At 71.3% G+C, this 20471-nt stretch carries 23 protein-coding genes; 11 read left to right on the top strand and 12 right to left on the bottom strand.

What is annotated here, in order from left to right:
* Window positions 1-3 precede the first annotated feature (3 nt).
* The 3 genes from ABD987_RS09770 (at window position 4) to ABD987_RS09780 (ending at window position 4435) form a co-directional block, all read left to right on the top strand.
* Window positions 4-2415: an ATP-binding protein gene (locus tag ABD987_RS09770; protein WP_345389363.1), complete on the top strand. Its 2412-nt coding sequence runs from the start codon at window positions 4-6 to the stop codon at window positions 2413-2415.
* A 153-nt stretch (window positions 2416-2568) separates the two neighbouring features.
* Window positions 2569-3291, top strand: coding sequence for an MgtC/SapB family protein (locus tag ABD987_RS09775; RefSeq protein ID WP_345389365.1), 723 nt, complete (start codon window positions 2569-2571; stop codon window positions 3289-3291).
* Between the two features lie 130 nt (window positions 3292-3421).
* Entirely contained in the window at window positions 3422-4435 is a 1014-nt protein-coding gene (locus tag ABD987_RS09780) for an NADPH:quinone reductase (protein ID WP_345389367.1), read from the top strand.
* A gap of 58 nt (window positions 4436-4493) precedes the next feature.
* Here the strand turns inward: ABD987_RS09780 and ABD987_RS09785 are convergent, their stop codons facing one another.
* Genes ABD987_RS09785 through ABD987_RS09805 form a run of 5 tightly spaced genes read right to left on the bottom strand, consistent with a single transcriptional unit; the run spans window position 4494 to window position 7605 of the window.
* Window positions 4494-5069 carry a TetR/AcrR family transcriptional regulator gene (locus tag ABD987_RS09785; protein WP_452039168.1) on the bottom strand — a complete coding sequence of 192 codons (576 nt, stop codon included), beginning with the start codon at window positions 5067-5069 and terminating at the stop codon, window positions 4494-4496.
* A 51-nt stretch (window positions 5070-5120) separates the two neighbouring features.
* The gene (locus tag ABD987_RS09790) at window positions 5121-5294 is read right to left on the bottom strand and encodes a hypothetical protein (protein ID WP_345389369.1); all 174 of its coding nucleotides are present in this window, start codon (window positions 5292-5294) and stop codon (window positions 5121-5123) included.
* A 36-nt stretch (window positions 5295-5330) separates the two neighbouring features.
* Complete coding sequence (locus ABD987_RS09795; protein ID WP_345389371.1) at window positions 5331-5831, bottom strand: GNAT family N-acetyltransferase; 501 nt, start codon at window positions 5829-5831, stop codon at window positions 5331-5333.
* Window positions 5832-5842: 11 nt separating this feature from the next.
* Complete coding sequence (locus ABD987_RS09800) at window positions 5843-6319, bottom strand: CoA-binding protein (RefSeq protein ID WP_345389373.1); 477 nt, start codon at window positions 6317-6319, stop codon at window positions 5843-5845.
* Window positions 6316-7605, bottom strand: coding sequence for an O-acetylhomoserine aminocarboxypropyltransferase/cysteine synthase family protein (locus ABD987_RS09805; RefSeq protein WP_345389375.1), 1290 nt, complete (start codon window positions 7603-7605; stop codon window positions 6316-6318). The genes ABD987_RS09800 and ABD987_RS09805 overlap by 4 nt, the downstream gene beginning before the upstream one ends.
* Before the next feature lie 30 nt (window positions 7606-7635).
* On the opposite strand from ABD987_RS09805, the gene ABD987_RS09810 reads away from it, so the two are divergent.
* Window positions 7636-8151 (top strand): GNAT family N-acetyltransferase, encoded by a 516-nt coding sequence (locus tag ABD987_RS09810; protein ID WP_345389377.1) that lies wholly within the window; start codon window positions 7636-7638, stop codon window positions 8149-8151.
* 148 nt (window positions 8152-8299) lie between these two features.
* Here the strand turns inward: ABD987_RS09810 and ABD987_RS09815 are convergent, their stop codons facing one another.
* From ABD987_RS09815 to ABD987_RS09825, 3 genes are all read right to left on the bottom strand, one after another.
* Complete coding sequence (locus tag ABD987_RS09815) at window positions 8300-8746, bottom strand: RICIN domain-containing protein (RefSeq protein ID WP_345389379.1); 447 nt, start codon at window positions 8744-8746, stop codon at window positions 8300-8302.
* Window positions 8747-8941: 195 nt separating this feature from the next.
* Window positions 8942-9571, bottom strand: a complete 630-nt coding sequence (locus ABD987_RS09820) for a (2Fe-2S)-binding protein (protein ID WP_345389381.1) — start codon at window positions 9569-9571, stop codon at window positions 8942-8944.
* A complete protein-coding gene (locus ABD987_RS09825; protein ID WP_345389383.1) occupies window positions 9568-10428 on the bottom strand; it encodes a putative RNA methyltransferase in 861 nt (286 codons plus the stop codon). Before ABD987_RS09825 ends, ABD987_RS09820 begins: the two co-directional genes overlap by 4 nt.
* Before the next feature lie 175 nt (window positions 10429-10603).
* On the opposite strand from ABD987_RS09825, the gene ABD987_RS09830 reads away from it, so the two are divergent.
* From ABD987_RS09830 to ABD987_RS09845, 4 genes are read left to right on the top strand one after another with little or no spacing between them, the layout of a single operon-like run.
* Window positions 10604-11989: an ammonium transporter gene (locus ABD987_RS09830; RefSeq protein WP_345389385.1), complete on the top strand. Its 1386-nt coding sequence runs from the start codon at window positions 10604-10606 to the stop codon at window positions 11987-11989.
* Window positions 11986-12324, top strand: coding sequence for a P-II family nitrogen regulator (locus ABD987_RS09835; protein WP_345389387.1), 339 nt, complete (start codon window positions 11986-11988; stop codon window positions 12322-12324). Before ABD987_RS09830 ends, ABD987_RS09835 begins: the two co-directional genes overlap by 4 nt.
* Window positions 12325-12333: 9 nt before the next feature.
* Window positions 12334-14646, top strand: a complete 2313-nt coding sequence (locus ABD987_RS09840) for a [protein-PII] uridylyltransferase (RefSeq protein ID WP_345389389.1) — start codon at window positions 12334-12336, stop codon at window positions 14644-14646.
* 44 nt (window positions 14647-14690) lie between these two features.
* On the top strand, window positions 14691-15311 hold the full coding sequence (locus ABD987_RS09845; RefSeq protein ID WP_345389391.1) for a maleylpyruvate isomerase family mycothiol-dependent enzyme: 621 nt from the start codon (window positions 14691-14693) through the stop codon (window positions 15309-15311).
* A 7-nt stretch (window positions 15312-15318) separates the two neighbouring features.
* Here ABD987_RS09845 and ABD987_RS09850 read toward each other — a convergent pair whose 3' ends face one another.
* The 3 genes from ABD987_RS09850 to ABD987_RS09860 all read right to left on the bottom strand — a co-directional run bounded on the left by ABD987_RS09850 (window position 15319) and on the right by ABD987_RS09860 (window position 16929).
* Window positions 15319-15756 carry a type II toxin-antitoxin system VapC family toxin gene (locus tag ABD987_RS09850; RefSeq protein WP_345389393.1) on the bottom strand — a complete coding sequence of 146 codons (438 nt, stop codon included), beginning with the start codon at window positions 15754-15756 and terminating at the stop codon, window positions 15319-15321.
* On the bottom strand, window positions 15753-16013 hold the full coding sequence (locus ABD987_RS09855; RefSeq protein WP_345389395.1) for a hypothetical protein: 261 nt from the start codon (window positions 16011-16013) through the stop codon (window positions 15753-15755). The genes ABD987_RS09850 and ABD987_RS09855 overlap by 4 nt, the downstream gene beginning before the upstream one ends.
* An 88-nt stretch (window positions 16014-16101) precedes the next feature.
* Window positions 16102-16929, bottom strand: a complete 828-nt coding sequence (locus tag ABD987_RS09860) for an SDR family NAD(P)-dependent oxidoreductase (RefSeq protein ID WP_345389397.1) — start codon at window positions 16927-16929, stop codon at window positions 16102-16104.
* A gap of 81 nt (window positions 16930-17010) precedes the next feature.
* Between ABD987_RS09860 and ABD987_RS09865 the strand changes: the two genes are divergently transcribed.
* From ABD987_RS09865 to ku, 3 genes are all read left to right on the top strand, one after another.
* Window positions 17011-17430 carry a MarR family winged helix-turn-helix transcriptional regulator gene (locus ABD987_RS09865; protein ID WP_345389399.1) on the top strand — a complete coding sequence of 140 codons (420 nt, stop codon included), beginning with the start codon at window positions 17011-17013 and terminating at the stop codon, window positions 17428-17430.
* 91 nt (window positions 17431-17521) lie between these two features.
* A complete protein-coding gene (locus tag ABD987_RS09870; RefSeq protein WP_345389401.1) occupies window positions 17522-17905 on the top strand; it encodes a hypothetical protein in 384 nt (127 codons plus the stop codon).
* A 51-nt stretch (window positions 17906-17956) separates the two neighbouring features.
* Window positions 17957-18841: a non-homologous end joining protein Ku gene (ku, locus tag ABD987_RS09875; protein ID WP_345389403.1), complete on the top strand. Its 885-nt coding sequence runs from the start codon at window positions 17957-17959 to the stop codon at window positions 18839-18841.
* 272 nt (window positions 18842-19113) lie between these two features.
* Here ku and ABD987_RS09880 read toward each other — a convergent pair whose 3' ends face one another.
* Window positions 19114-20316, bottom strand: coding sequence for a nucleotide disphospho-sugar-binding domain-containing protein (locus tag ABD987_RS09880; RefSeq protein WP_345389405.1), 1203 nt, complete (start codon window positions 20314-20316; stop codon window positions 19114-19116).
* Window positions 20317-20471: the final 155 nt, after the last annotated feature.

Genomic DNA, 20471 nt, shown 5'->3' on the forward strand with positions numbered 1-20471 from the left:
CCGATGAGAGCGGGCGACGCGGCGGAACGGGACGACGACCGCGGGCGGGGACAGCGCGCCGAGATGTCGGGCTCGGCGTCCGACGTCGTGCAGGCGAGGGATGTCCACGGTGGTGTGCATTTCCACGGTGGCGGGCACTCGGCGGAACCGGTGCCACGGCAACTGCCCGGGGATGTGCGCGGATTCGTCAATCGCCGAGCCGAACTGGAACGGCTCGACGAGGCCCTCGGGGCCGACCGTGGCGAACTCCCCGCCGTCGGTGTGTACGTCATCGTGGGGACCGCGGGAGTCGGCAAGACCTCGCTGGCTCTGCACTGGGCGCACAGCGCCCGGTGGCGATTTCCCCACGGGCAGCTGTTCGCGAGCCTGCGCGGCTACGACCCGGGGCCGCCGGTGTCGCCCGAGCAGGTGCTCGACCGCTTCCTGCGTGCGCTGGGAGTGCGGCCGGAAGCTGTTCCCGCCGAGCTCGAAGACCGGGCGGCGTTGTACCGGTCGCTACTGGCGGACCGGCGCGTGCTGGTGCTGCTGGACAATGCCGCGACCGTGGGGCAGATCCGGCCGCTGCTGCCGGGTAACGCGGAGTGCCTGGTCCTGGTCACCAGCAGGAGCCGGTTGTCCGGGCTGGTCGCCAGGGACGGCGCGCGCAGGTTGGCCCTGGACACGCTGTCCGAGGAGGAAGCGGTCACGTTGCTGCGGACCGTGACGGCGGGCTATCGAGGACAGGACAGCCACGCGGAGCTGACGGAGCTGGCCGGGCTGTGTGCCCGGCTTCCGCTCGCCCTGCGGATCGCGGCGGAACGCGCGTCCAGCCGTCCGCTCATGCTGCTGGCCGAACTCATCACGGATCTCCGTGACGAGTCGGCGTTGTGGGACGCGCTCACCGCTGAAGACGACGAAGAGGCAGACGCCGTCCGCACGGTGTTCGCGTGGTCCTATCGGGCACTTCCCGAAGCCGCGGCCCGATTGTTCAGGAAGCTGGGGTGGCATCCCGGCCCGGAGTTCGGCATACCGGCCGCCGCCGCGCTGGCCGACGGCCAGGACGGCGAGACACGACATCTGCTGGACGTGCTCGTGGGGGCGCACATGCTCGAACAGCGTGCGCCGGGGCGCTACCAGTTCCACGATCTGCTCCGGGCGTATGCGAATGACCAGGCGGTGCACCAGGAAACACCGGAAACACGCCGTGCGGCCCTGGAACGAGTGGTTTCCTGGTACCTGCGGGCGGCGAGTGCCGCGGTGCGGATCCTGGCTCCGCTCAACCGGCACCTCGACGTCGGGCCGGAGGTGGCGGTCACCCCGCTGACCTTCGCCGACCTCGACGCCGCGTTCCGGTGGTACGAAGAGGAACAGGTGAACCTGGTGGCCGCCGTGCGCGCGGCCGCCGAGGCGGGGCTCCACGGTCATGCCTGGAAGCTCGCGGCCGTGCTGCGGAGCGTCTACGCCCGCCGGAGCCTGTTCGAGGACTGGATCGCCACGGCGCGGATCGGGCTCGACTCGGCTCGCCGGGTCCACGACCGCGCAGGGGAGGCCGAACTGCTGGAAAGCCTCGGAATGGCCTACTCGCAGACGGTGCGGTTGTCCGAGGCCGAGGAGTGTCACACGGGGGCTCTCATCATCCGGCGGGCGACCGGTGACCGTCTGGGCGCGGCGCTGTCGGTCACCGCGCTCGGCCTGCTCGCCTGGCGGAAACGGCGGCTGGCGGAGGCACGGAACCACTTCGGGACGGCTCTCGCCGCCTGCCAGGAACTCGGCGAGCGCCGATGGTCGGCATTGGCGCAGGTCAATCTCGGGATGGTGCTCGGCGAGCTCGGTGAGCACGCGGCGGCCGTGCGGCTGCTCGACGAGGCCGTGGTCACCTTGCGTGAACTCGGTGATCGCGCCTACGAAGGCAGCGCGTTGTTCGAACTCGCCGCGGTGCAACGGGAACTGGGAGAGGTGGACGACGCGCTGACCTCGATCCAGGACGCCCTCGGCATCGCGCGGGCCGAACACAATCTCGCGTGGGAGGCGTTCTGGTTGCTGGAGGCCGCCAGGGTGCACCGCGCGGCCGGGCAGCCGGCCGAGGCGTTGATCGACGGACAGCGGTCCGCCGCGATCCAGCGCGGGCTCGGCGATCGCAACCGGGAAGCCATGGCGCTGGACGGGACCGGGGAGAGCTACCGGGCGCTGGGACGTCCCGACGAGGCGGCGAAGTTCCATCGGCTCGCTGTCGCGACGCATCGTGAACTCGGCGACCGGTGGCGGCTGGCGGGCGCGTTGGCGAATCTCGCCATGGCACTGCAGGAGGCGGAAGAGCCCGAGGACGCGCACACGCACTGGGCGGAGGCATCGGCCGTTCTCGCGGAGTTCGACGATCCTCGGGCGGTCCGCTTGCGTGAGCGCGTCGAGGAGAACCTGGCGGCCGGAGCGTCATGAGGACGTCCGCCTCCGGAGGCGGCGAACACGCGGTGAACACATGGTCAATTACTTGTGCAAGTATTTGACTGTCCGCTGAGGACTGCGGTCTACTGGGCGCGCTGTCACCGAACGTGGTGGCAGTGCTACTCCCGAGATCGAAGGCCGGACTGCATGACCACTGCGGAAATGGTGCTGCGCCTGGGCACCGGGGTGGGCCTCGGCATCGTCATCGGCGTCGAACGCCAGTACCGCGCGCGGATGGCGGGCCTGCGCACCAACGCGCTGGTCGCGGCGGGTGCCACGCTGTTCGTGCTGCTGTCGGCCCACGGATTCGGCGGGCTCACCGGCGCGGATCCGACGCGGGTGGCCGCGCAGATCGTGTCCGGCATCGGTTTCCTCGGCGCCGGCGTGATCCTGCGGGACGGGCTGTCGATCCGCGGCCTGAACACCGCCGCGACGCTGTGGTGCTCGGCGGCGGTCGGGTCGCTGGCCGGGGCCGGGCTGTACTCGGTCGCGGTCGCCGGGACGGTCGTGGTCGTCGTGGTCAACCTGGCGCTGCGGCCGCTGGGCCGGATCATCGACCGCAGGCCGGAATCCGGGGACGAGACGCCCTCGGTCTACGACTTCCGCGCGGTGACCCGGGACGAGTCCGAGGCACACGTGCGGGCGCTGCTGGTGCAGGCCCTCGGGCGGACCGACTTCCGGCTCGCCTCGGTGCAGAGCAGCAACACCGGGACCGAAGGGCTCGTCGAGGTGCGTGCCGAGCTGTCGGCGGAGCAGCGGGACGACAAGCAGATGGAGTCGGCGGTCAGCAGGCTTTCGCTGGAGCCGTCGGTCACCAGCGTCCGCTGGGAAGTGCGCAGCGAGGCCCCGGAACCCAAGAACGGCGAATAGCGCGTTTCCAGGTCCGTGAATGCCACATTGAGGGACTCTGAGTCCCTCAATGTGGCATTCACGGACCGCTACGGGGGAATACGTCGACGATCATGGCGGTTCGCCGGGGTATGTGCAGGAATGGTGAGCGGTGAAGGCGGTCGTGCGGACCGCCGCCGGTGGTCCCGGAGTCCTTCGGCTGGTCGAACGTCCGGTGCCCGAGCCCGGTCCGGGTGAGGTGCGGGTCCGGGTGCGCGTCTCCGGCGTCAACCCCACGGACTGGCGGAGCAGGCAGCGCACGCTGCCCGACGGGATCGCCGAACAGGTGCCGCACCAGGACGGTGCCGGGGTGATCGACGCCGTCGGCGCACACGTCGACCCGGCCCGGATCGGGCAGCGGGTGTGGATCTGGGAGGCCGCGTGGCAGCGGGCCTGGGGCACGGCCCAGCAGTACACGCTCGTCCCGGACCGCCAGGCCGTCGTCCTGCCCGATGCGGTTTCGTTCGAGCTCGGCGCGTCCGTGGGCATCCCGGCGCTGACCGCGCACCGCGCGCTGACGGTCGCCGACGGCGGCACGGGGCGGATCGCGCCCGGCGGTCTGGGCGGCACCACGGTGTTGGTCGCGGGCGGCGCGGGCGCGGTCGGGAACGCCGCGATCCAGCTCGCCCGCTGGGCCGGCGCGCGGGTGCTCACCACCGTCAGCGGGCCCGCCAAGGCGGCGCTGGCCCGCGCGGCGGGCGCGGACCACGTGATCGACTACCGCGCGGGGGACGCCGCCACGGAGATCCGGGCCGCCGCGCCGGACGGCGTGGACATCATCGTGGAGGTCGCGCCCGCCACCAACGCCGCGCTCGACGTCGCGGTGGCCGCTCCCGGCGCCGTCATCGCCTTCTACGCGGGCAACGCGGGGGAGCCGTTGTCGGTGCCGGTGCTCGAAACGCTGCCGTCGAACCTGCGCTGGCAGGGCGTCTACGTCTACACCGTCCCGGCGGCGGCGAAGGACCACGCGGTCGCCGACGTCGCCGCGGCCATGGCCGCGGGCGCCCTGCGCGTCGGCGAGGAGGCCGGACTGCCGCTGCACCACTTCCCACTCGACCGGGTCGCCGAGGCGCACACCGCCCTCGAACAGGGCGTTGTCGGGAAAGTCCTCGTCACAATCCCCTGAGGTCTCTGAAGGCCACCTTGAGGGACTCCAGGTCCCTCAAGGTGGCCTTCAGAGACCTTTACGCCTCGGCGAGCAGGCGGCGGGCGACGTCGACCACGGCGGAGCCCGCGACCGCGATGGGCTCGGTGCTGCGCAGGGAGCGGCTCAGCACGAACGCGCCCTCCAGGCTGGTGACGAACGTCAGCGTCAGCGTCCGCGCGGCGTCCTCGCCCAGCCCGAACCGGCGGAACCGTTCGGTGCCCGCTGCGGTCCACGCCTCGAACACGTCCGCGGTGGCGATCCGCAGCTGCTCGTTGGTGCTGGCCACCTCCAGCGCGACGGTCGCGATCGGGCAGGCGTCGGCGTAGTCCGTCTCGCGCAGTGTGGCCGCGGCACCGGCGAAGCAGGCTTCGAGGCCGCTGATCAGGTCGGTCGCCGGTTCCAGGAAGACGTCGATCACCTGGATGTACATCATCCCCGAGGTGCGGATGACCTCCTCGCCCAGCTGCTCCTTCCCGCCGGGGAAGAAGTGGTACAGCGAGCCGAACGGGGCGTTCGCGGTCTCGACGATCTGCTTCACCCCGGTGCCGGTGTACCCGTTGCGCCGGAACAACTCGGCTCCGGCCGCCATGATGCGTTCCTTGGTCCCTGCCACCCGGTCAGGATACGCGCGCGTTAGAGCGGTCTATCAACTTTCGCGGGCGGGTCAGTTCGCGCCGGGACGGTTGAGAACGGCCGAGGCGATGGAGAGGACGAAGGCGACACCGACGATCGCGCTGACCCACCACGGGCCGCCGATCGCGAGGTTCCACACGAACGCCGCCGCCATCAGCACGGCCGCGAGAATGTTCCGGACCTGCAGCCCGCTCGGTTTCGCCATGTCAACGACCCTACCCATAGGGGGCGGGACGGCCGGTCACCCCACGGCGCGTTCGTACTCGACCTGGTCGATCAGGTTTCCCTCGCCGTAGTCGAACCGGCGCGTGGCGCCCGTTTCGGCGAAGCCGCACTTGGCGTAGAACCGGCGGGACTGGGGTGTGTCGCGCCAGGTCCACAGATGCACCCGGGTGAAACCGCCGCCGGACATCCGCCGCAGCGTCTCGGTCATCAACGCGGCGGCGATGCCGCTGCCCCAGCTGTCCGGGTGACCGTAGAAGCTGGAGATCTCCGCGAGCCCCGGCCGCTCGGTGGACGGGAGCGAGAACGACAGCCCCTGCGGGCGGCCGTCAAGCTCGGCCAGCAGCAATGTTCCCGCGCCGTCGGCGATCCGCTGGTGCCACCGCCCGAGCCGGGCACTGAGCGCCCGCTCGGCGAACTCCGGCGCGAAGGACGGCGCGTACGCCACCCGCCACGCCGCGACGTGGATCTCGCCGAGCACATCGCCGTCGGCGGGCCCGGCCTCCCTGATCTTGATCATCCTGGCCAACCTTACGGCTCCGATCGACGTCGTGAGCTGATCACCCCGGTGTTGAACCCGGCCAGGTGCAGCCCACCGGCGAAGCGCGCGTGCTCGATCTTCACGCACCGGTTCATCACCACGTCCAGTCCGGCCGCCCGGCCGCGCGCGGCGACCTCTTCGTGCCACAGGCCCAGTTGCAGCCACAACGTCCGCGCGCCGACGTCGATGACCTCTTCGGCCACCTGTGGCAGGTCGTCGTGCCTGCGGAACACGCTGACCAGGTCGAGCCCGCCCGGCACGTCCTTCAACGTCGGGTACACCGGCTGTCCGAGCAGGGTGTCCAGCCGCGGGTTCACGAAGTGGACCTCGTAGCGCGTCGAGGAGAGCAGGTAGGTCGCGACGAAGAAGCTCGGCCGCGCCGGATTCGCCGACGCGCCGACCAGCGTCACCGACCGCGTCCGGCCCAGCAGTCGCCGTCGTTCGGCGGCCGAGACGTCTTCGGTCATCCCGACACCGCCTTGTCCAGTGCCTGGTCGAGGTCCCACAGGATGTCCTCGGCGTCCTCCAGCCCGACCGAGAGCCGGATCAGGTCCGGGCTCACGCCCGCCGCCCGCAGCCGCTCGTCCGACAGCTGCGCGTGCGTGGTCGAGGCCGGATGGATCACCAGCGTCCGCGCGTCGCCGACGTTGGCCAGGTGCGAAAGCAGCTCGACCGAGTCGACGAACTTCTCGCCCGCCGCGCGCCCGCCCCTGATCCCGAAGGAGAACACCGCGCCGGGCCCCTGCGGCAGGTACCGCTGGGCGCGGGCGTAGTGCGGATGTCCCGGCAGCCCGGCGTACCCGACCCACTCGACGCGGTCGTCGAGGGCGAGGTACTCGGCGACGGCGTGGGCGTTGGCGAGGTGCGCGTCCATCCGTTGTGGCAACGTCTCGACGCCTTGCAGCAACAGGAAGGCCGAGTGCGGCGAGAGCACCGCCCCGATGTCCCGCAGCTGCTCGGCCCGCAGCCGCGTGCAGAAAGCGTATTCGCCGAAGTTCTCCCAGTACTTCAGGCCGCCGTAGCTCTCCACGGTCTCGGTCATCCGGGGGAACTTTCCGTTGCCCCAGTCGAACTTCCCGGATTCCACGACGACTCCGCCGAGCGTGGTGCCGTGCCCGCCGAGGAACTTCGTCGCCGAGTGCAGCACGATGTCGGCGCCTTGCTCGATCGGGCGGCACAGGTACGGCGTCGCGAGCGTCGCGTCCACCACGAGCGGGATGTCGTGGGAGTGCGCGAGATCCGCCAGCCCGGCGAGGTCGGCGATCGCGCCGCTCGGGTTGCCGACGACCTCGGTGTAGAGCAGCCGTGTCCGGTCGGTGATCGCCGCCGCGTAGTCCTCGACGCGGTCGCCGCCGACGAACGTCGTCTCCACGCCGAAGCGCGCCAGTGTCCCGGTGAGCTGCGTGACCGTCCCGCCGTAGAGCCCGCTCGCGGACACGATGTGCTCGCCCGCCTCGGCGAGCGCGGAGAACGTCAGGAACTCCGCGGCCTGCCCGCTGGCGGTCGCGACGCCGCCGATCGCGCCTTCGAGACTGGCGATGCGCTCCTCGAACGCGGCGACGGTCGGATTGCCGATCCGGCTGTAGACGTTGCCGTACTTCTGCAACGCGAACAGGTTCGCCGCGTCGGTGGCGTCTTCGAACACGAAGCTGGTGGTCTGGTAGATCGGCACGGCGCGGGCACCGGTCGCCGGATCGGGGGTACCGCCCGCGTGCAGCGCGCGCGTGCGAAAACCCCAGGTACGTTCACTCATCGACCGCCACGGTACTCAGCGTTCCAGCCCGTGGCCATCGATTCCCAGCCGATGGGCAGGATGGTGACCATGGTGGAGATCAGCTTCCTGACCGAATCCGACCGTGCCCGCTGGGAGGAACTGGCCCGGGCCAAGGACGCGTACTTCGGGGTCGAACGCGACGACGACGCCTACGAGCGGACCTGGCGGCGCCTGCTCGACGACGACCGGATCCGCGGGATCGCCGCCCGGCTGGACGGCCGGATGGTCGGCATCGCGCACTACCTGTTCCACGTCAGCGTCTGGTACGCCGGAAAGTGCTATCTGGCGGACCTGTTCGTGGACGGGGAAATCCGGCGACGGGGTGTCGCGACCGCGATGATCGAGTGGGTGGCGCGTGACGCCGAGAAGCACGGCTTTCCCGGCCTCTACTGGAACACGCTGGAGGACGCCCCGGCCAGGGCGCTGTACGACAGGCTGGGCAGGTACCACGAGGGGTTCATCCACTACAGCTACCGGCGTGACGCGGACCGGAGCCCTGCCGGACACCAGGCCGCGTCCCGGTGATCGCGGGCCGGACGGCCGACAGGGGGAACCCGGCCTAGGAGAGGCTGCATCCATACGGCACGCCGTCCAGCCAGCCCTGGTCGACGAAGCGGATCTTCGACCAGTCGAAGTGGTATCTGTCGAAGGCGGCCGGGCTGGTACCACTGGTTCAGCCGTCGACGTCCCAGGTCTGCTGCTGGCCCTTCGCCGCGTCACAGGGCTCGGCGGTGACCTTCCGGAAGTCGTAGGACAGGCAGGTGTGCGAAGCCGTGTTCTCCAGGGTGCCCTTCGACCGGCCGGGGCCGCGCAGCGCCCAGCGTTGCACCGGGGCCCCGTCGCACGCGCTGGTGGACACCTGTCTGCCGTTGCGGGCCACTTCGAGACAGCGCTTGGACGCGATGTCCTCGAACACCATCCCGCCCGGGTCGCCGGAGACGTGCCACTCGTGTTTCGGATCGCAGCGGTAGGTGTCGACCAGGCCGCCGTCCTCGCCGAGACAGTAGCCGGTGTGGACGTGCCTGAGCTGGTACGGCGGATCCGCGGCGGCGGTGGCCGCGACGGCCGGGAGTGACGTCAGGGCAAGGGCGATTGCCGGGGCCAGTACACGCGCACGCATCGACGAGCACACTCCTCACGGTCGTGACAGGTCACTTTCTGCCTACCGTGCGGTGCCTGGCGTGGGAAGTCGCCCGACCGTGGCACCGGCCCTGGAAGGACGAGGTCAAGCGCCCCAATGTGGCGTTCGGTGCGTCCAACGCACCGAACGCCACATTGGGTGCGTCCAGTGCACCCAATGCCACATTGGGGCGCGCTACCCCAGGGCGGCGCGGAGGCGGCGGTCGCGCTCGGCGGGGGGCTGGCGCGGGCAGCTGGTGCACTTCGGGTTCCCGGCTTCGTAGATCAGGCAACAGGAAGACCGGCGCACGACCGGCGTGCGGCCCACCCGGACGAAGCGTGGCCGGGGCATCCCGAGCCCGATCGCCGACACCAGCGGGGCGGCCAAATCCATCGCGCGCTCCGGATCGGACGTCCACAGTAGACGGTTGCCGATCGAGTCGGTGGCGATCGCGCCCAGCGCTCGCGGATTCGCGCCGGACACCGAGGCGATGGTGCGGATCGCCGTCTCCAGCGCGACCGAGAACGCGGCCCCCAGTACGTCCGGATCCGAGGACAACGGCCGGGAGGACCGCGCGCCGAGGAAACGGCCGTCGGCCACCATGTCCAGCGAAACCGCGTCCAGGGAAGGATCCACCGCGACACCGGTGGCGATCAGTGACTCCAGCGACGGCGCCACCAGCACCGACGACAGCGAGTACCACCAGATCGTCCCGAGCACCTCCGGCCTCGCACAGCCGTAGAGCTTCGCCGCACCGCCGATCCGCGCGCGGACCCACGCCGGATCGGCGAGCAGGGTGGCGGGCTCGGTCAGGTCCGGGGTCATGCCGTCACCGCGCGGTAGACCGACACCGCGAAGGACGTCGTGACGTCGAGAGGGGAAGAGAGCGCTTCGAGGCGGGCACGCCGGTCGTCGGTGAGGTGATGCGCCGTCGGGCCCATGTCGACGACCTCGCGCACGAGCTCTGGCGAGAACTCCACCCGGTTGGTGACCTCGACGCGGCTCGTCCGGGTGAAGTACTCGCTGAGCGAGCGTGCCAGCCGTTCGTCCTTCCGCTCGTCCACGTCGAGCACGAGGTCGCCCAGCTCACGCAGGTGTCCCGCGGTCGGCGTCGCGACCACGAGCAGGCCGCCGGGCGCCAGCACCCGATGGAACTGCTCGGCGTTGCGCGGCGCGAACACGTTGAACACCATCGAGGCCACGTCATCGCCCATCGGCCACGGCTCCCACAGGTTCCACACCGCCGCCCCGGCGCGTTCGTGCGCGCGGGCGGCGCGGCGCAGGGCGAGCGCGGAGACGTCGAGTGCGAGGCCGGCGGCCTTCGGCGCGGCGTCGAGCGCCCGCGCGAGGTAGTAGCCGGTGCCCGCGCCCGCGTCGACGATCAGGCCGTCCCCGGCGTGGGTCGCGGCGAGGCGCGCGAGGACGTCGGCGAGCGGCCGGTAGACGCCGGAGCCGAGGAACGCCGCGCGGGCGGCCACCATCGGCGCGGTGTCCGCCGTCCCGGCCGGGATCCGCGCGTGCAGCAGGTTCACGTATCCCTGTTTCGCGATATCGAACGAGTGACCCTGGTGGCACCGCACCGTCGTGTCGGCCCGCTTGACCTGGGCACCGCACACCGAGCAGCGCAGGGCGTGGACCACACGATGGGGCAGTCGGTCACGAGGGTGCTCGGCGGAGTTCATGGGGATATTCGACCACGACGTTTCGCAACCGGACAGCGCACCACGGGTGACCGGAAACCTGGCCGTAACAAGCGGGCACGGACAGTTCACGCACGCGAAACCTGAATCGGCGCCCGGTGAAACACCGCGCACCAAAACTCTCCCGGCAGATACCCAGTGCAGGTGGAGGAAGATTGTGCTGAACGCGGGAGACACGGCATGGGTACTGGTCAGCGCCGCGCTGGTCATGCTCATGACCCCGGGATTGGCGTTCTTCTACGGCGGCATGGTCCGCGCGAAGAGCGTACTGAACATGTTGATGATGAACTTCATCGCGCTGGCCGTGGTGGGAGTGCTGTGGACGCTGTACGGCTTCTCGATGGCCTTCGGCAACGACGCGTTCGGCGGTCTGCTCGGTAACTTCGACCTGGCGGGTCTGTCCGGCACGGTCGGCAAGCTCGCCGGGTTCGCGGTCGCCGCGAGCGACACCGCGCCCGCCGTCGCCTGGCCGGGGCCGGACGCGCTGCCGGTGCTCGCGTTCGTGATGTTCCAGTTGATGTTCGCGGTCATCACCCCGGCGCTGATCTCCGGCGCCATCGCCGACCGCGCCAAGTTCTGGGGCTGGACGCTGTTCGTCGCGATCTGGGTGACCATCGTGTACTTCCCGGTCGCGCACTGGGTGTTCTCTTTCGACGGCTTCCTCGGCGCGCAGAACGTGGGCGGCTGGATCGCCAACAAGCTCAAGGCGCTCGACTTCGCCGGCGGCACCGCGGTGCACATCAACGCCGGTGCCGCGGGCCTCGCGCTGGCCATCGTGCTCGGCCGCCGCAAGGGCTGGCCGAAGGACACCGGGCGCCCGCACAACGTCCCGTTCGTCCTGCTCGGCGCGAGCCTGCTGTGGTTCGGCTGGTACGGCTTCAACGCCGGTTCGTCGCTGGCCGCCAACGACATCGCCGCCGTCGCCTTCACCAACACCACCGTCGCCACCGCGGCCGCCGTCCTCGGCTGGCTGCTGGTCGAGCAGCTCAAGTTCGGCAAGCCGACCACGCTGGGCGCCGCGTCCGGCGCCGTCGGCGGGCTCGTCGCGATCACCCCGGCCGCCGGGTTCGTCAGCCCGGTGGGCGCGATCGCGATCGGCGTCGTCGCCGGCGCCCTGTGCGCGCTGGCCGTCGGCCTCAAGTACCGCTTCGGTTTCGACGACTCGCTCGACGTCGTCGGCGTTCACCTGGTCGGCGGGCTCGTCGGCACGTTGCTGATCGGTTTCTTCGGCACCAAGAGCGTCAACGCGGCGGGCGCCGACGGCCTGTTCTACGGTGGTGGGCTCGGGCAGCTGGGGAAGCAGGCGCTGGCCGCGGGCGTGGTGCTGGGTTACTCGTTCGTGCTGTCCTTCCTCATCGGCTGGGTGATCAAGAAGGCCGGTGGCTTCCGCGTCAGCGTGGAGGACGAGGTCGGTGGTATCGATGAGGCCCAGCACGCGGAGAGCGCGTACGACTTCACGGGCATGGGCGGCGGCCTCGGCCACCCCACCACCTTCCCGGTGAAGTCCGCGACCGCCACGAAACTCGAGGAGACCAAGGCATGAAGCTGATCACCGCGATCGTCAAGCCGTTCACGCTCGACGACGTCCGCTCCGCGCTGGAACAGCTGGGCGTGCTCGGCATGACGGTCAGCGAGGTGCAGGGCTACGGCCGCCAGAAGGGACATACCGAGGTCTATCGCGGCGCGGAGTACTCGGTGGACTTCGTGGCCAAGCTGAAGATCGAGGTCGTCACCGACGATTCCAACGTCGAGAAGGTGCTGAGCGCGATCACCACCGCCGCGCACACCGGCAAGATCGGCGACGGGAAGGTGTGGGTCACCCCGGTCGACACGGTGATCCGGGTACGGACGGGCGAACGCGGCTCGGACGCCCTATAGGCGCCACGGATGACCGACGGGGGTGAGCTGGCCAGGGCCGCCGAGCGGCTGCTCGAAGGCAGGCACGGACGGCTGGGTGCGGCGGCGTTGCGCGCCGCGCTGGTCGATCTCTACGAGTTCTGGCTGGGCAGGGCCGCCACGGCGGCCGGTGTCGACACCGCCGATCCCGGTGTCGCGCTGGTCGCCGTCGGCGGCCTCGGCCGTCGCGAGCTGGTGCCGTGCTCCGATCTCGACCTGGTGCTGGTGCACAACGGGAATCCCGGCGTCGCGGAGATCGCGGACGCGCTGTGGTACCCGCTGTGGGACGCGAAGGTGGGGCTCGACCATTCGGTGCGCACGCCGGGCGAGGCGGTCAAGGTCGCGGCGGAGGATCTGCGCACCGCGATGGGGCTGCTGGACGCCCGGCACCTCGCCGGGGACGCCGCGCTCACCGGGCGGCTCGCCGCCGCGGCGCGGGAGCAGTGGCGGCGGACCGCGCGCAAACGCCTCGGCGAACTGGCCGACGCGGTGCGGCTGCGCTGGCGGCGCAGCGGCGAGATCGCGCAGTCCGCGGAGCCGGACCTCAAGCACGGCAGGGGCGGGCTGCGGGACTTCGCGGTGCTCGAAGCGCTCGCGGCGGCCCAGCTGACGGCGCGTCCCGGCGAGGAACTGCTGGCGGCGCGGGCACTGCTGCTGGACGTCCGCACCGAACTGCGCCGGGAACTGCGGCGCGAGCGAGACGTGCTGGCCGCGCCGGAAGCCGAGCGGGTCGCCGCCGAACTCGGGTTCGGTGACCGGTTCTCCTTGGCGCGCAAGCTTTCCGGGGCGGGCCGGGCGATCGCGTACGCGGTGGACGTGGCTCTCAGGTCCACTGTGGAGCAACCGAAGCCGCGTTTCGGGCGACGTCCGGCGCGGACCCCGCTCGCGGAAGGCGTGGTGCTGCACGGGAACGAGGTCTCGCTCGCCCGCGACGTCGTGCCCGCGCGTGACCCGGCGTTGCTGCTGCGGGTCGCCGCGGCCTCCGCGCGGGCCGGGAAACCGATTGCCCACGGGACGCTGAAGACGCTCGCGGAATCGGCGCCGGAGCTGCGCGCGCCGTGGCCACCGGACGCGCTGGACGCCCTCGTGGACCTGCTCGGCGCGGGGGAGGGGCTGGTCGACGCCGTCGAGACGCTGGACCGCACCGGGCTGTGGGCACGGCTGTTCCCGGAATGGGGCGCGGTGCGCGACCTGCCACCGCGGTCGCCGGTGCACGCCTGGACCGTCGACCGGCACCTGGTGCGCGCCTGTGTCGAGGCGGCGAAACTGACCACCACCGTGGCGCGGCCGGATCTGCTGCTCATCGGCGCCCTGCTGCACGACATCGGGAAGGGCCGTGACGCGGACCACTCCGAGCTGGGCGCGGCGATCTCGGCCCAGGTCGCCGCCAGGCTCGGACTGTCCGAAAAGGACGCCGCGACGGTGTCGGCGATGGTGCGGCACCACCTGCTCCTGCCGCACACCGCGACTCGGCGCGACATCGGCGACCCCGCGACGGTCTCTCGGGTGGTCAAGACGTTGGAAAACGACGGCCTGTTGATCGAGTTGCTGCACGCGCTGACCAAGGCCGATTCGCTCGCGACCGGTCCGGGCGTGTGGACCGACTGGAAAGCCCGGCTGCTCGCCGAGCTCGTCTCGGGCTGCGAAGAAGCCTTGCGGGGCAAGGGGTTCCCCGATCCCGGTCCGATGGACGAGCACCAGCGCGAGCTGGTCGCCGAGGCGGTCACGTCGGGCCGGGGCGAGGTGCGGATCAGCGCGCACGGCAAGGTGGTCACGGTCCTGCTCGCCGTCCCGGCACGGGCCGAGCTGCTCGCGCCCGCGGCAGGAGTGCTCGCGCTGAACTCCCTGGAGGTGCACTCGGCGTCGCTGCGGGCGCACAACGGCGGCCGGGCGGGCCTGTTCACCGCGTCGCCGAAGTTCGGCTCGCTGCCCGACGTCACCCTGCTGCGGGAGCAGTTCGCGCGCGCGGTCGCCGGGACACTGCCGCTCACCCAGCGGCTCGCGGCGAAGGAACGCGACTACGGCGGGACGGCGCCGGTCGCCGAGCCGAAGGTGCTGTGGTTCGACGACGAGACGAGCGGGTCGGACACCGTGGTGCTGGAACTGCGGGCCACCGACCGGATCGGGCTGCTGTTCCGGATCGCCGGGGCGCTGCGCCGGTGCGAGGCCGAGGTCCGCTGGGCCAAGGTCGCGACACTGGGCGGCGCGGTGGTCGACTCGTTCGCGATCACCCCGCGCGCCGGGCGGATCGATCCGGAGTGGCGGGCCGAGGTGGCGCGGGCGGTGCTGGCGGCGTCTTCGTGACAGGTGTCTTGCGCGGGGCGCGCCGAGGTACTAGGCACGTCGCCATGAGCCTCAAGCACCTCGCGCGCGACGAGCGGCTGGACCTCGCGGCGTTCCTCGAAACACTCGAACCGTCGCAATGGGACACCCCGACGTTGTGCGAAGGCTGGCGCGTCCGCGACGTCGTCGCGCACATGATCAGCTACGACGAGCTCGACACCCGAGGGGTGCTCAGGCGCTTCGCCAAGGGGAAGTTCCTGCTGGGCCGGATCAACGACATCGGCGTGGCCGAATACGTCGCGCGTTCGCCGGAGGACCTGATCGCGCTGCTGCGGAAGTACGCCGAACCACGCGGTTTCACCACCGGGTTCGGCTGCCGGCTCGCGCTGACCGACGCGATGATCCACCAGCAGGACATCCGGCGCCCGCTCGGCCTGCCCCGGCAGATCCCCGGCGAACGCCTGCTGCCCGTGCTGTCCTTCGCGCGGTTCGCCCCGCCGATCCGGGGTTTCGTGCACGCCAGGGGTGTCCGGCTGATCGCGACGGACCTCGACTGGTCGTTCGGATCCGGCCCGGACGTGCGCGGCACCGCCGAAGCGCTGCTCATGGCGATGGCCGGACGACGGGGCGTCGTGGGCGCTCTTTCCGGTCCGGGACAGCACATCATGGCCCGGCGCCTCGGCTGAGTGCGGTTCAGGCGGTCAGCGTCACACCCGCGGCCTCCGCGGCCCGGCGCTGCTGGCGGTCGAACGAGCCGAGAACCACCTGGGTACCGGGTTCTCGTGCGGCCAGGACGGCTACGGCGAGGTAGAGCGCGTCGGCGCCGCGCAGCGGCCCATGATCCTGGATGAGGCTCACGGCCGTGTCGGCCACGGAACGGTCGACCACGTGGAGCACGATGGCGTCCAGCATCGAGGCCCAGGTGACCGACGCGAGCTTGCGCCGCGTTTCGCCGAAGACCTGGGGATGATTGCGGTGATGGACCGCGATGGCCGCTTCGACCTCGGGGGCGACGATCGTCGGCGCGAGCCAGGTGACTGCGTCGTCGGCCCACCAGCGTTGCGCTGTTTCGGTTCCGTCTTCTCGGAGCAGCACCTTGACGGCGAACGACGCGTCGGCGACGAAGATCATCCGCGCGCCTTCCCGATGACTTCGGTGGAGTCGTCCCCGCCCGCGTCGATGGGCTCGATCGTCTGCCGCCGCGCCGAGGGCAGCACGATGGCGCCCGCTTCGCGCAGCCGGTGCAGCACGTCTTCTTCCAGGGCGGGCACGATCTTGACGTAGGGTTTGCCGTCCTTGGTCACGATCGTGGGTTTTCCGGTCCGCACCACTTCTTCGTGGATCGCGGCCATGTCCTGCCGGTACTCCTTGGTGCCGTGGCTCGTCATGGCCGCTCCTCTTCGCCGGTGCGGATGTGTACGCTCATCTTGGTTTGAGTGTACACACCCTGGCCCGGCGCCTCGGCTGACGCTCGCGCTAGGCGAGGTCGACGACCTCGTGCAGGCCCAGCTTGCGGTTGAGTGCTCCGGCCGTCCGCGTGACGAGGGCGCGCGGGACCAGCCGTGGCAGCCAGGTCAAGGTCCGGTTCAGCGCCCGGTTCACGAACCGGCCGGGGTAGGAGACCGCGCGCCGCCGGGCGTAGTCGTCGAGCGTGCGGGCGGCGACGGCCTCCGGTTTGTCGGCGACGGCCGGGTTGATCGTGGCCGAGGTGCCGTCGAAGAAACCGGTCGCGACCGGGCCGGGGTGCGCGGCCATCACGTGGACACCGGTGCCGCGCAGCTCCTCGGCAAGCGCCTCGGTGAAGGAGAGCACGAACGCCTTGGTCGCGGCGTAGCTGGCCTGATACGGCAGCGGCTGGAAGGCCGCGGTGGAAGACACGTTGACGACGCCGCCGTGGCCGCGTGCGACCATCTCGGCCCCGAGCGCGTGGGTCAGCGCGAGCAGGCCGCCGACGTTGAGCCCGACCGAGCGCAGCTGCGGCGCGAGCGGGCGGTCGAGGAACGGGCCCGCGCTGCCCATGCCCGCGTTGTTGAGCAACAGGTCGACGGCCAGGCCGCGGTCGCGCAGCTTCGCGAGGACCCGCTCCGGACCGTCGGGCGCGGTGAGGTCGGCCGCGATCACCTCGGCCTTCGGACCGTCGTACCGCTCGCTCAGGTCCGTGGCGAGTTCCCGCAGGTCCCGTTCCGAGCGCGCCAGCAGGATCACCCGCGCTCCCCGGCGGGTCAGCTCCTCCGCGTACGCCCGCCCCAGTCCCTTGGACGCACCGGTGACGAGCGCGGTGACGCCGCGATAGCCGTCTTTCATGGGATCCTCCAATAGTTCGAGCCTTGAAGTACTGACGGTAGCAGAATTATTCGAGACTCGAAGCAAAGGTAGGATGACGGCATGTCCGCGCCCGATCTCGTCACCGCGATCGTCGCGACCTACGACGTCTGGATGCGGACCGTCGACGAGATCGGGCCGGTGCTGGCGGAGCACCGCCTGACCCCGGCGACGTTCCAGGCGCTGTGGGCGATCGACCCGGACGAGCAGCCGCCCTCGATGAAGGCGCTGGCCGGGCGGCTGCACTGCAACGCCCCGAACCTGACCTTCGTGAGCAACCAGCTCGCCGACCGGGGCCTGGTGGAGCGCGCCGTGGACCCGGCCGACCGCCGCTCCCGCGTGCTGGTCCTGACCGCCAAGGGGCGTCAGGTCCGCGCCGAGGTGATCCGCGCCGCCCTGGAGAAGACGCCGCTGGCCGCGCTGGACGACGGCGAACTACGGCAGCTGCTCACCCTGCTGAACCGCGTCCTCCTGCCCGGCTGACCGCGCGCTTCGGGGTGTCGGCAGGGCCGCCGGGCACGTCGGTGGCAGGATGACGGACCGATCGGCTCGGACGGAATGCGCGGAAGGGGCGGTGAACGCGGTGCTGGAACACAATCCCCCGCGGCTTTCCCTGCCCCCGACCGTCGTCGCCGGCCATTTGCGCGGCTGCGCCGAGGAACTCGCCGAATCCCTGCGCGCCGGCGGGGTCACCGCCACGGCCGCCGAACTCGCCGAGGTCGTCGCCCAACTGGTCGCCGGGCAGCGGGCCCTCGCCGGGGCGCTGGCCGGGCTGGGGGATCGGCTGGGCGAGAACGCGGACGCGCTCGTGGCGGCGCCCCCGGTGGACGTCGAGGTCGTCACCGAGGTGCTCCACGCGGCGGCCACCGCCGTGGGCTGTTCGGCCGACGCGCTCGGCGAAGCGGTCCCGTCCTTCGAATGTGTGAGCGAATCCGTCGGCCCTGACACCCGTTTGTAGCTGTCCGGCCCCAGGCCCGCGTGACTAGCCTGGACCAGCGGAGGTGGGCGCATGCGGGCAGTGTGGAAGGGCACGATCGGGTTCGGCAGTTACGCCATTCCGGTGAAGGCGTACGGCGCCACCGAGGAGCGCGGCGTCACGCTGCACCAGGTGCACGAGCCGGATGGCGGCCGGATCCGGGTGCGACGGGTCTGCGAGGTCGACGGCGCCGAGGTCCCGGCGGCGGAACTGGTCAAGGGCGTCCCGGTCCCCGGCGGCGACGTCGTCGTGCTGACCGAGGCGGAGCTCGCCGGGCTGCCGCTGCCGACGGCGCGGTCGATCGACGTGCTCGGGTTCGCGCGGCTGGACGCGATCGACCCGGTGCACTTCGCGAAGAGCTACTACCTGGAGCCGGAACCGGCGGGCACCAAACCGTACGTGCTGTTCGGCGAGGCACTGCAACGGTCCGGCCGGGTCGCGGTGGTCAAGGTGGCGTTGCGGCAGCGCGAGACGCTCGGCGCGCTGCGGGTACGGGATCAGGTGATCCTGCTCGAAACCATGCTCTGGCCTGACGAGATCCGCACCCCGGACTTCCCGTTCCTGCACGAGGACGTCGAACTGGGCGAAGGGGAGCTGCAGCGCGCGGTGAACCTGATCGAAGAGCTGACCGGAGATTTCGACCCCGGTCGCTACGCCGACCGCTACCGCGCGGCGCTCGAAGCCCTGATCCGGGCGAAGATCGACGGCGCCGACGTCGTCCAGCCGACCGCCGCCGAGCAGGCCGAGGGCGTCACGCGGTTGCTCGCGGCGTTGCAGCAGAACGTCGCCGAGTCGGCACGGGAGCCGCAGGCCGCCGTCGGACGGGCCAAGGTCGCCGCCGAGAAAGCCGCGAAGGCGAAGGGGCGCGCGAAGAAGGCGTCGGCGAAGGTGCGGAGCCGGGCGAAGTCCGCGCGCTGAGGTTCTGCGTAGGACTACTCAGGCCGGAATAGGGGACTTCACGCTGCCGCGGGCACCGGTCCGCCCGGCAGACTCCTTCTCGCGCGGACGGCTCCCGGGGAGGTGAGCCTCCGCCTCAGGGCTCCGGGGCCCGGTCCGTGGGGAGCGGTCCGCCCCGGATCCCGCGTCGCCTGCGGGGGAGGTGCCGAGGGACGCCTTCGGTGCGGTAGGCGCACCGAGGGACGCCCTCGTCGCACTCAACGCACCCGGAGCGTCCCTCGGCACACCCGTCCTCAGACCAGCGCGACGGCCTTTTCGAGGATCTCGGCCGGGCTCGGCTGGGTCGCCATCTCGTCCCTGACCGCCGCGGCCGCCTCGGCGAACGCCGGTTCGGTGAGCAGCCTTTCCAGCAGCGAACGCATCGTCGCGACGTCGGTCTCGGCGGCGTCGCAGCGCAGCCCGACACCGCGTTCGGCGACCCGGTCGGCGGAAAGGAAGTTGTCCGCGAACGCCGGGAGCACGAGCTGCGGGACGCCGTAGTACAGCGGCGCGGCCGTGGTGCCGGAGCCGCCGTGGTGCACGATCAGCGCGCACGAGGGCAGGAACATCGACAGCGGGACGAACCCGGCCGGCCGCACGTTGGCGGGCAGGGTGCCCAGCGCGGACAGGTCCGCCGCCCCGGCGGCGAGGATGACTTCGACGTCCAGCTGCCCGAGCGCCTCGATCACGATGGTGAGGTTGCTGGTACCGGACAGGAACGGGACGACGGTGCCCAGCGTGACACACACCCTCGGCCGCTCGGGCCGCTCGAAGACCCACGGCGGGGCGACGGCACCGCCGTTGAACGGCACGTACCGCATCGGCCACCACGGGGCCCCGTCGCGCGGATCGGTCTCCTCCCCGGCCGTCATCCCGCCCATGCTCGGGGCACGCGGGTCGATCCGCGCGAGCACCTTCGCCGGTCCCGCCGTGAAGGACAGCTTCTCGGCGAGGTGCCGTGACAACGGGTCGTCGGTGGCGAAGTTCGAGTGCTCCCGCCGCCAGTCCTCGTCCCGCATGGACCACGAGACGCGGTTGCCCACTTCGAGGACGGGGATGTCGAGCGCGATGGCGGCCAGCGCACCCGCGGCGTGGTCGGACGTGGTGACGATCAGCTCGGCGCCGAACGCCCTCGCCGCGGCGAGCGTGCCTTCGGTCATCGTCAGCGTGAAGACCCCGAACGGGTTCCCCGAGCCGGCGACGAGTTTCTCTTCTTCGGACAGGTCTTCGTCGGCGGGTGGCGTGTTCCCCGGCCCGACCTTCCCCATCAGTTCGGCCCAGACGTCGCGGGCCGGGAAGACGTCGATGACCGGGAGCCCGGCGCGGGCCCCCACCTCGGCCATCTCCGAGGTCGTCGCGAGCAGGATTTCGTGACCGGCCGCGCGGGCGGCCCAGACGAGCGGGACGAGCGGCAGCATGAGGCCGTAGCCCGGCGCCGCGCAGAACATGATCTTCATTTCGGCTGATACCCCCTTGATCCGGGGCAGCCTAGCCAGTGGCCACCACGGCGACGACCCGGATAATTCGGGCGAAGGGGCGCGGTACCTCCGAGGCCGTCTCCCCGGAACGACTACCCTCGGAAGATGCCGGGCCAGGTCCGGCGCGCAACGAC

It is taken from the genome of Amycolatopsis samaneae (assembly GCF_039541975.1).
Classification (GTDB): domain Bacteria; phylum Actinomycetota; class Actinomycetes; order Mycobacteriales; family Pseudonocardiaceae; genus Amycolatopsis; species Amycolatopsis samaneae.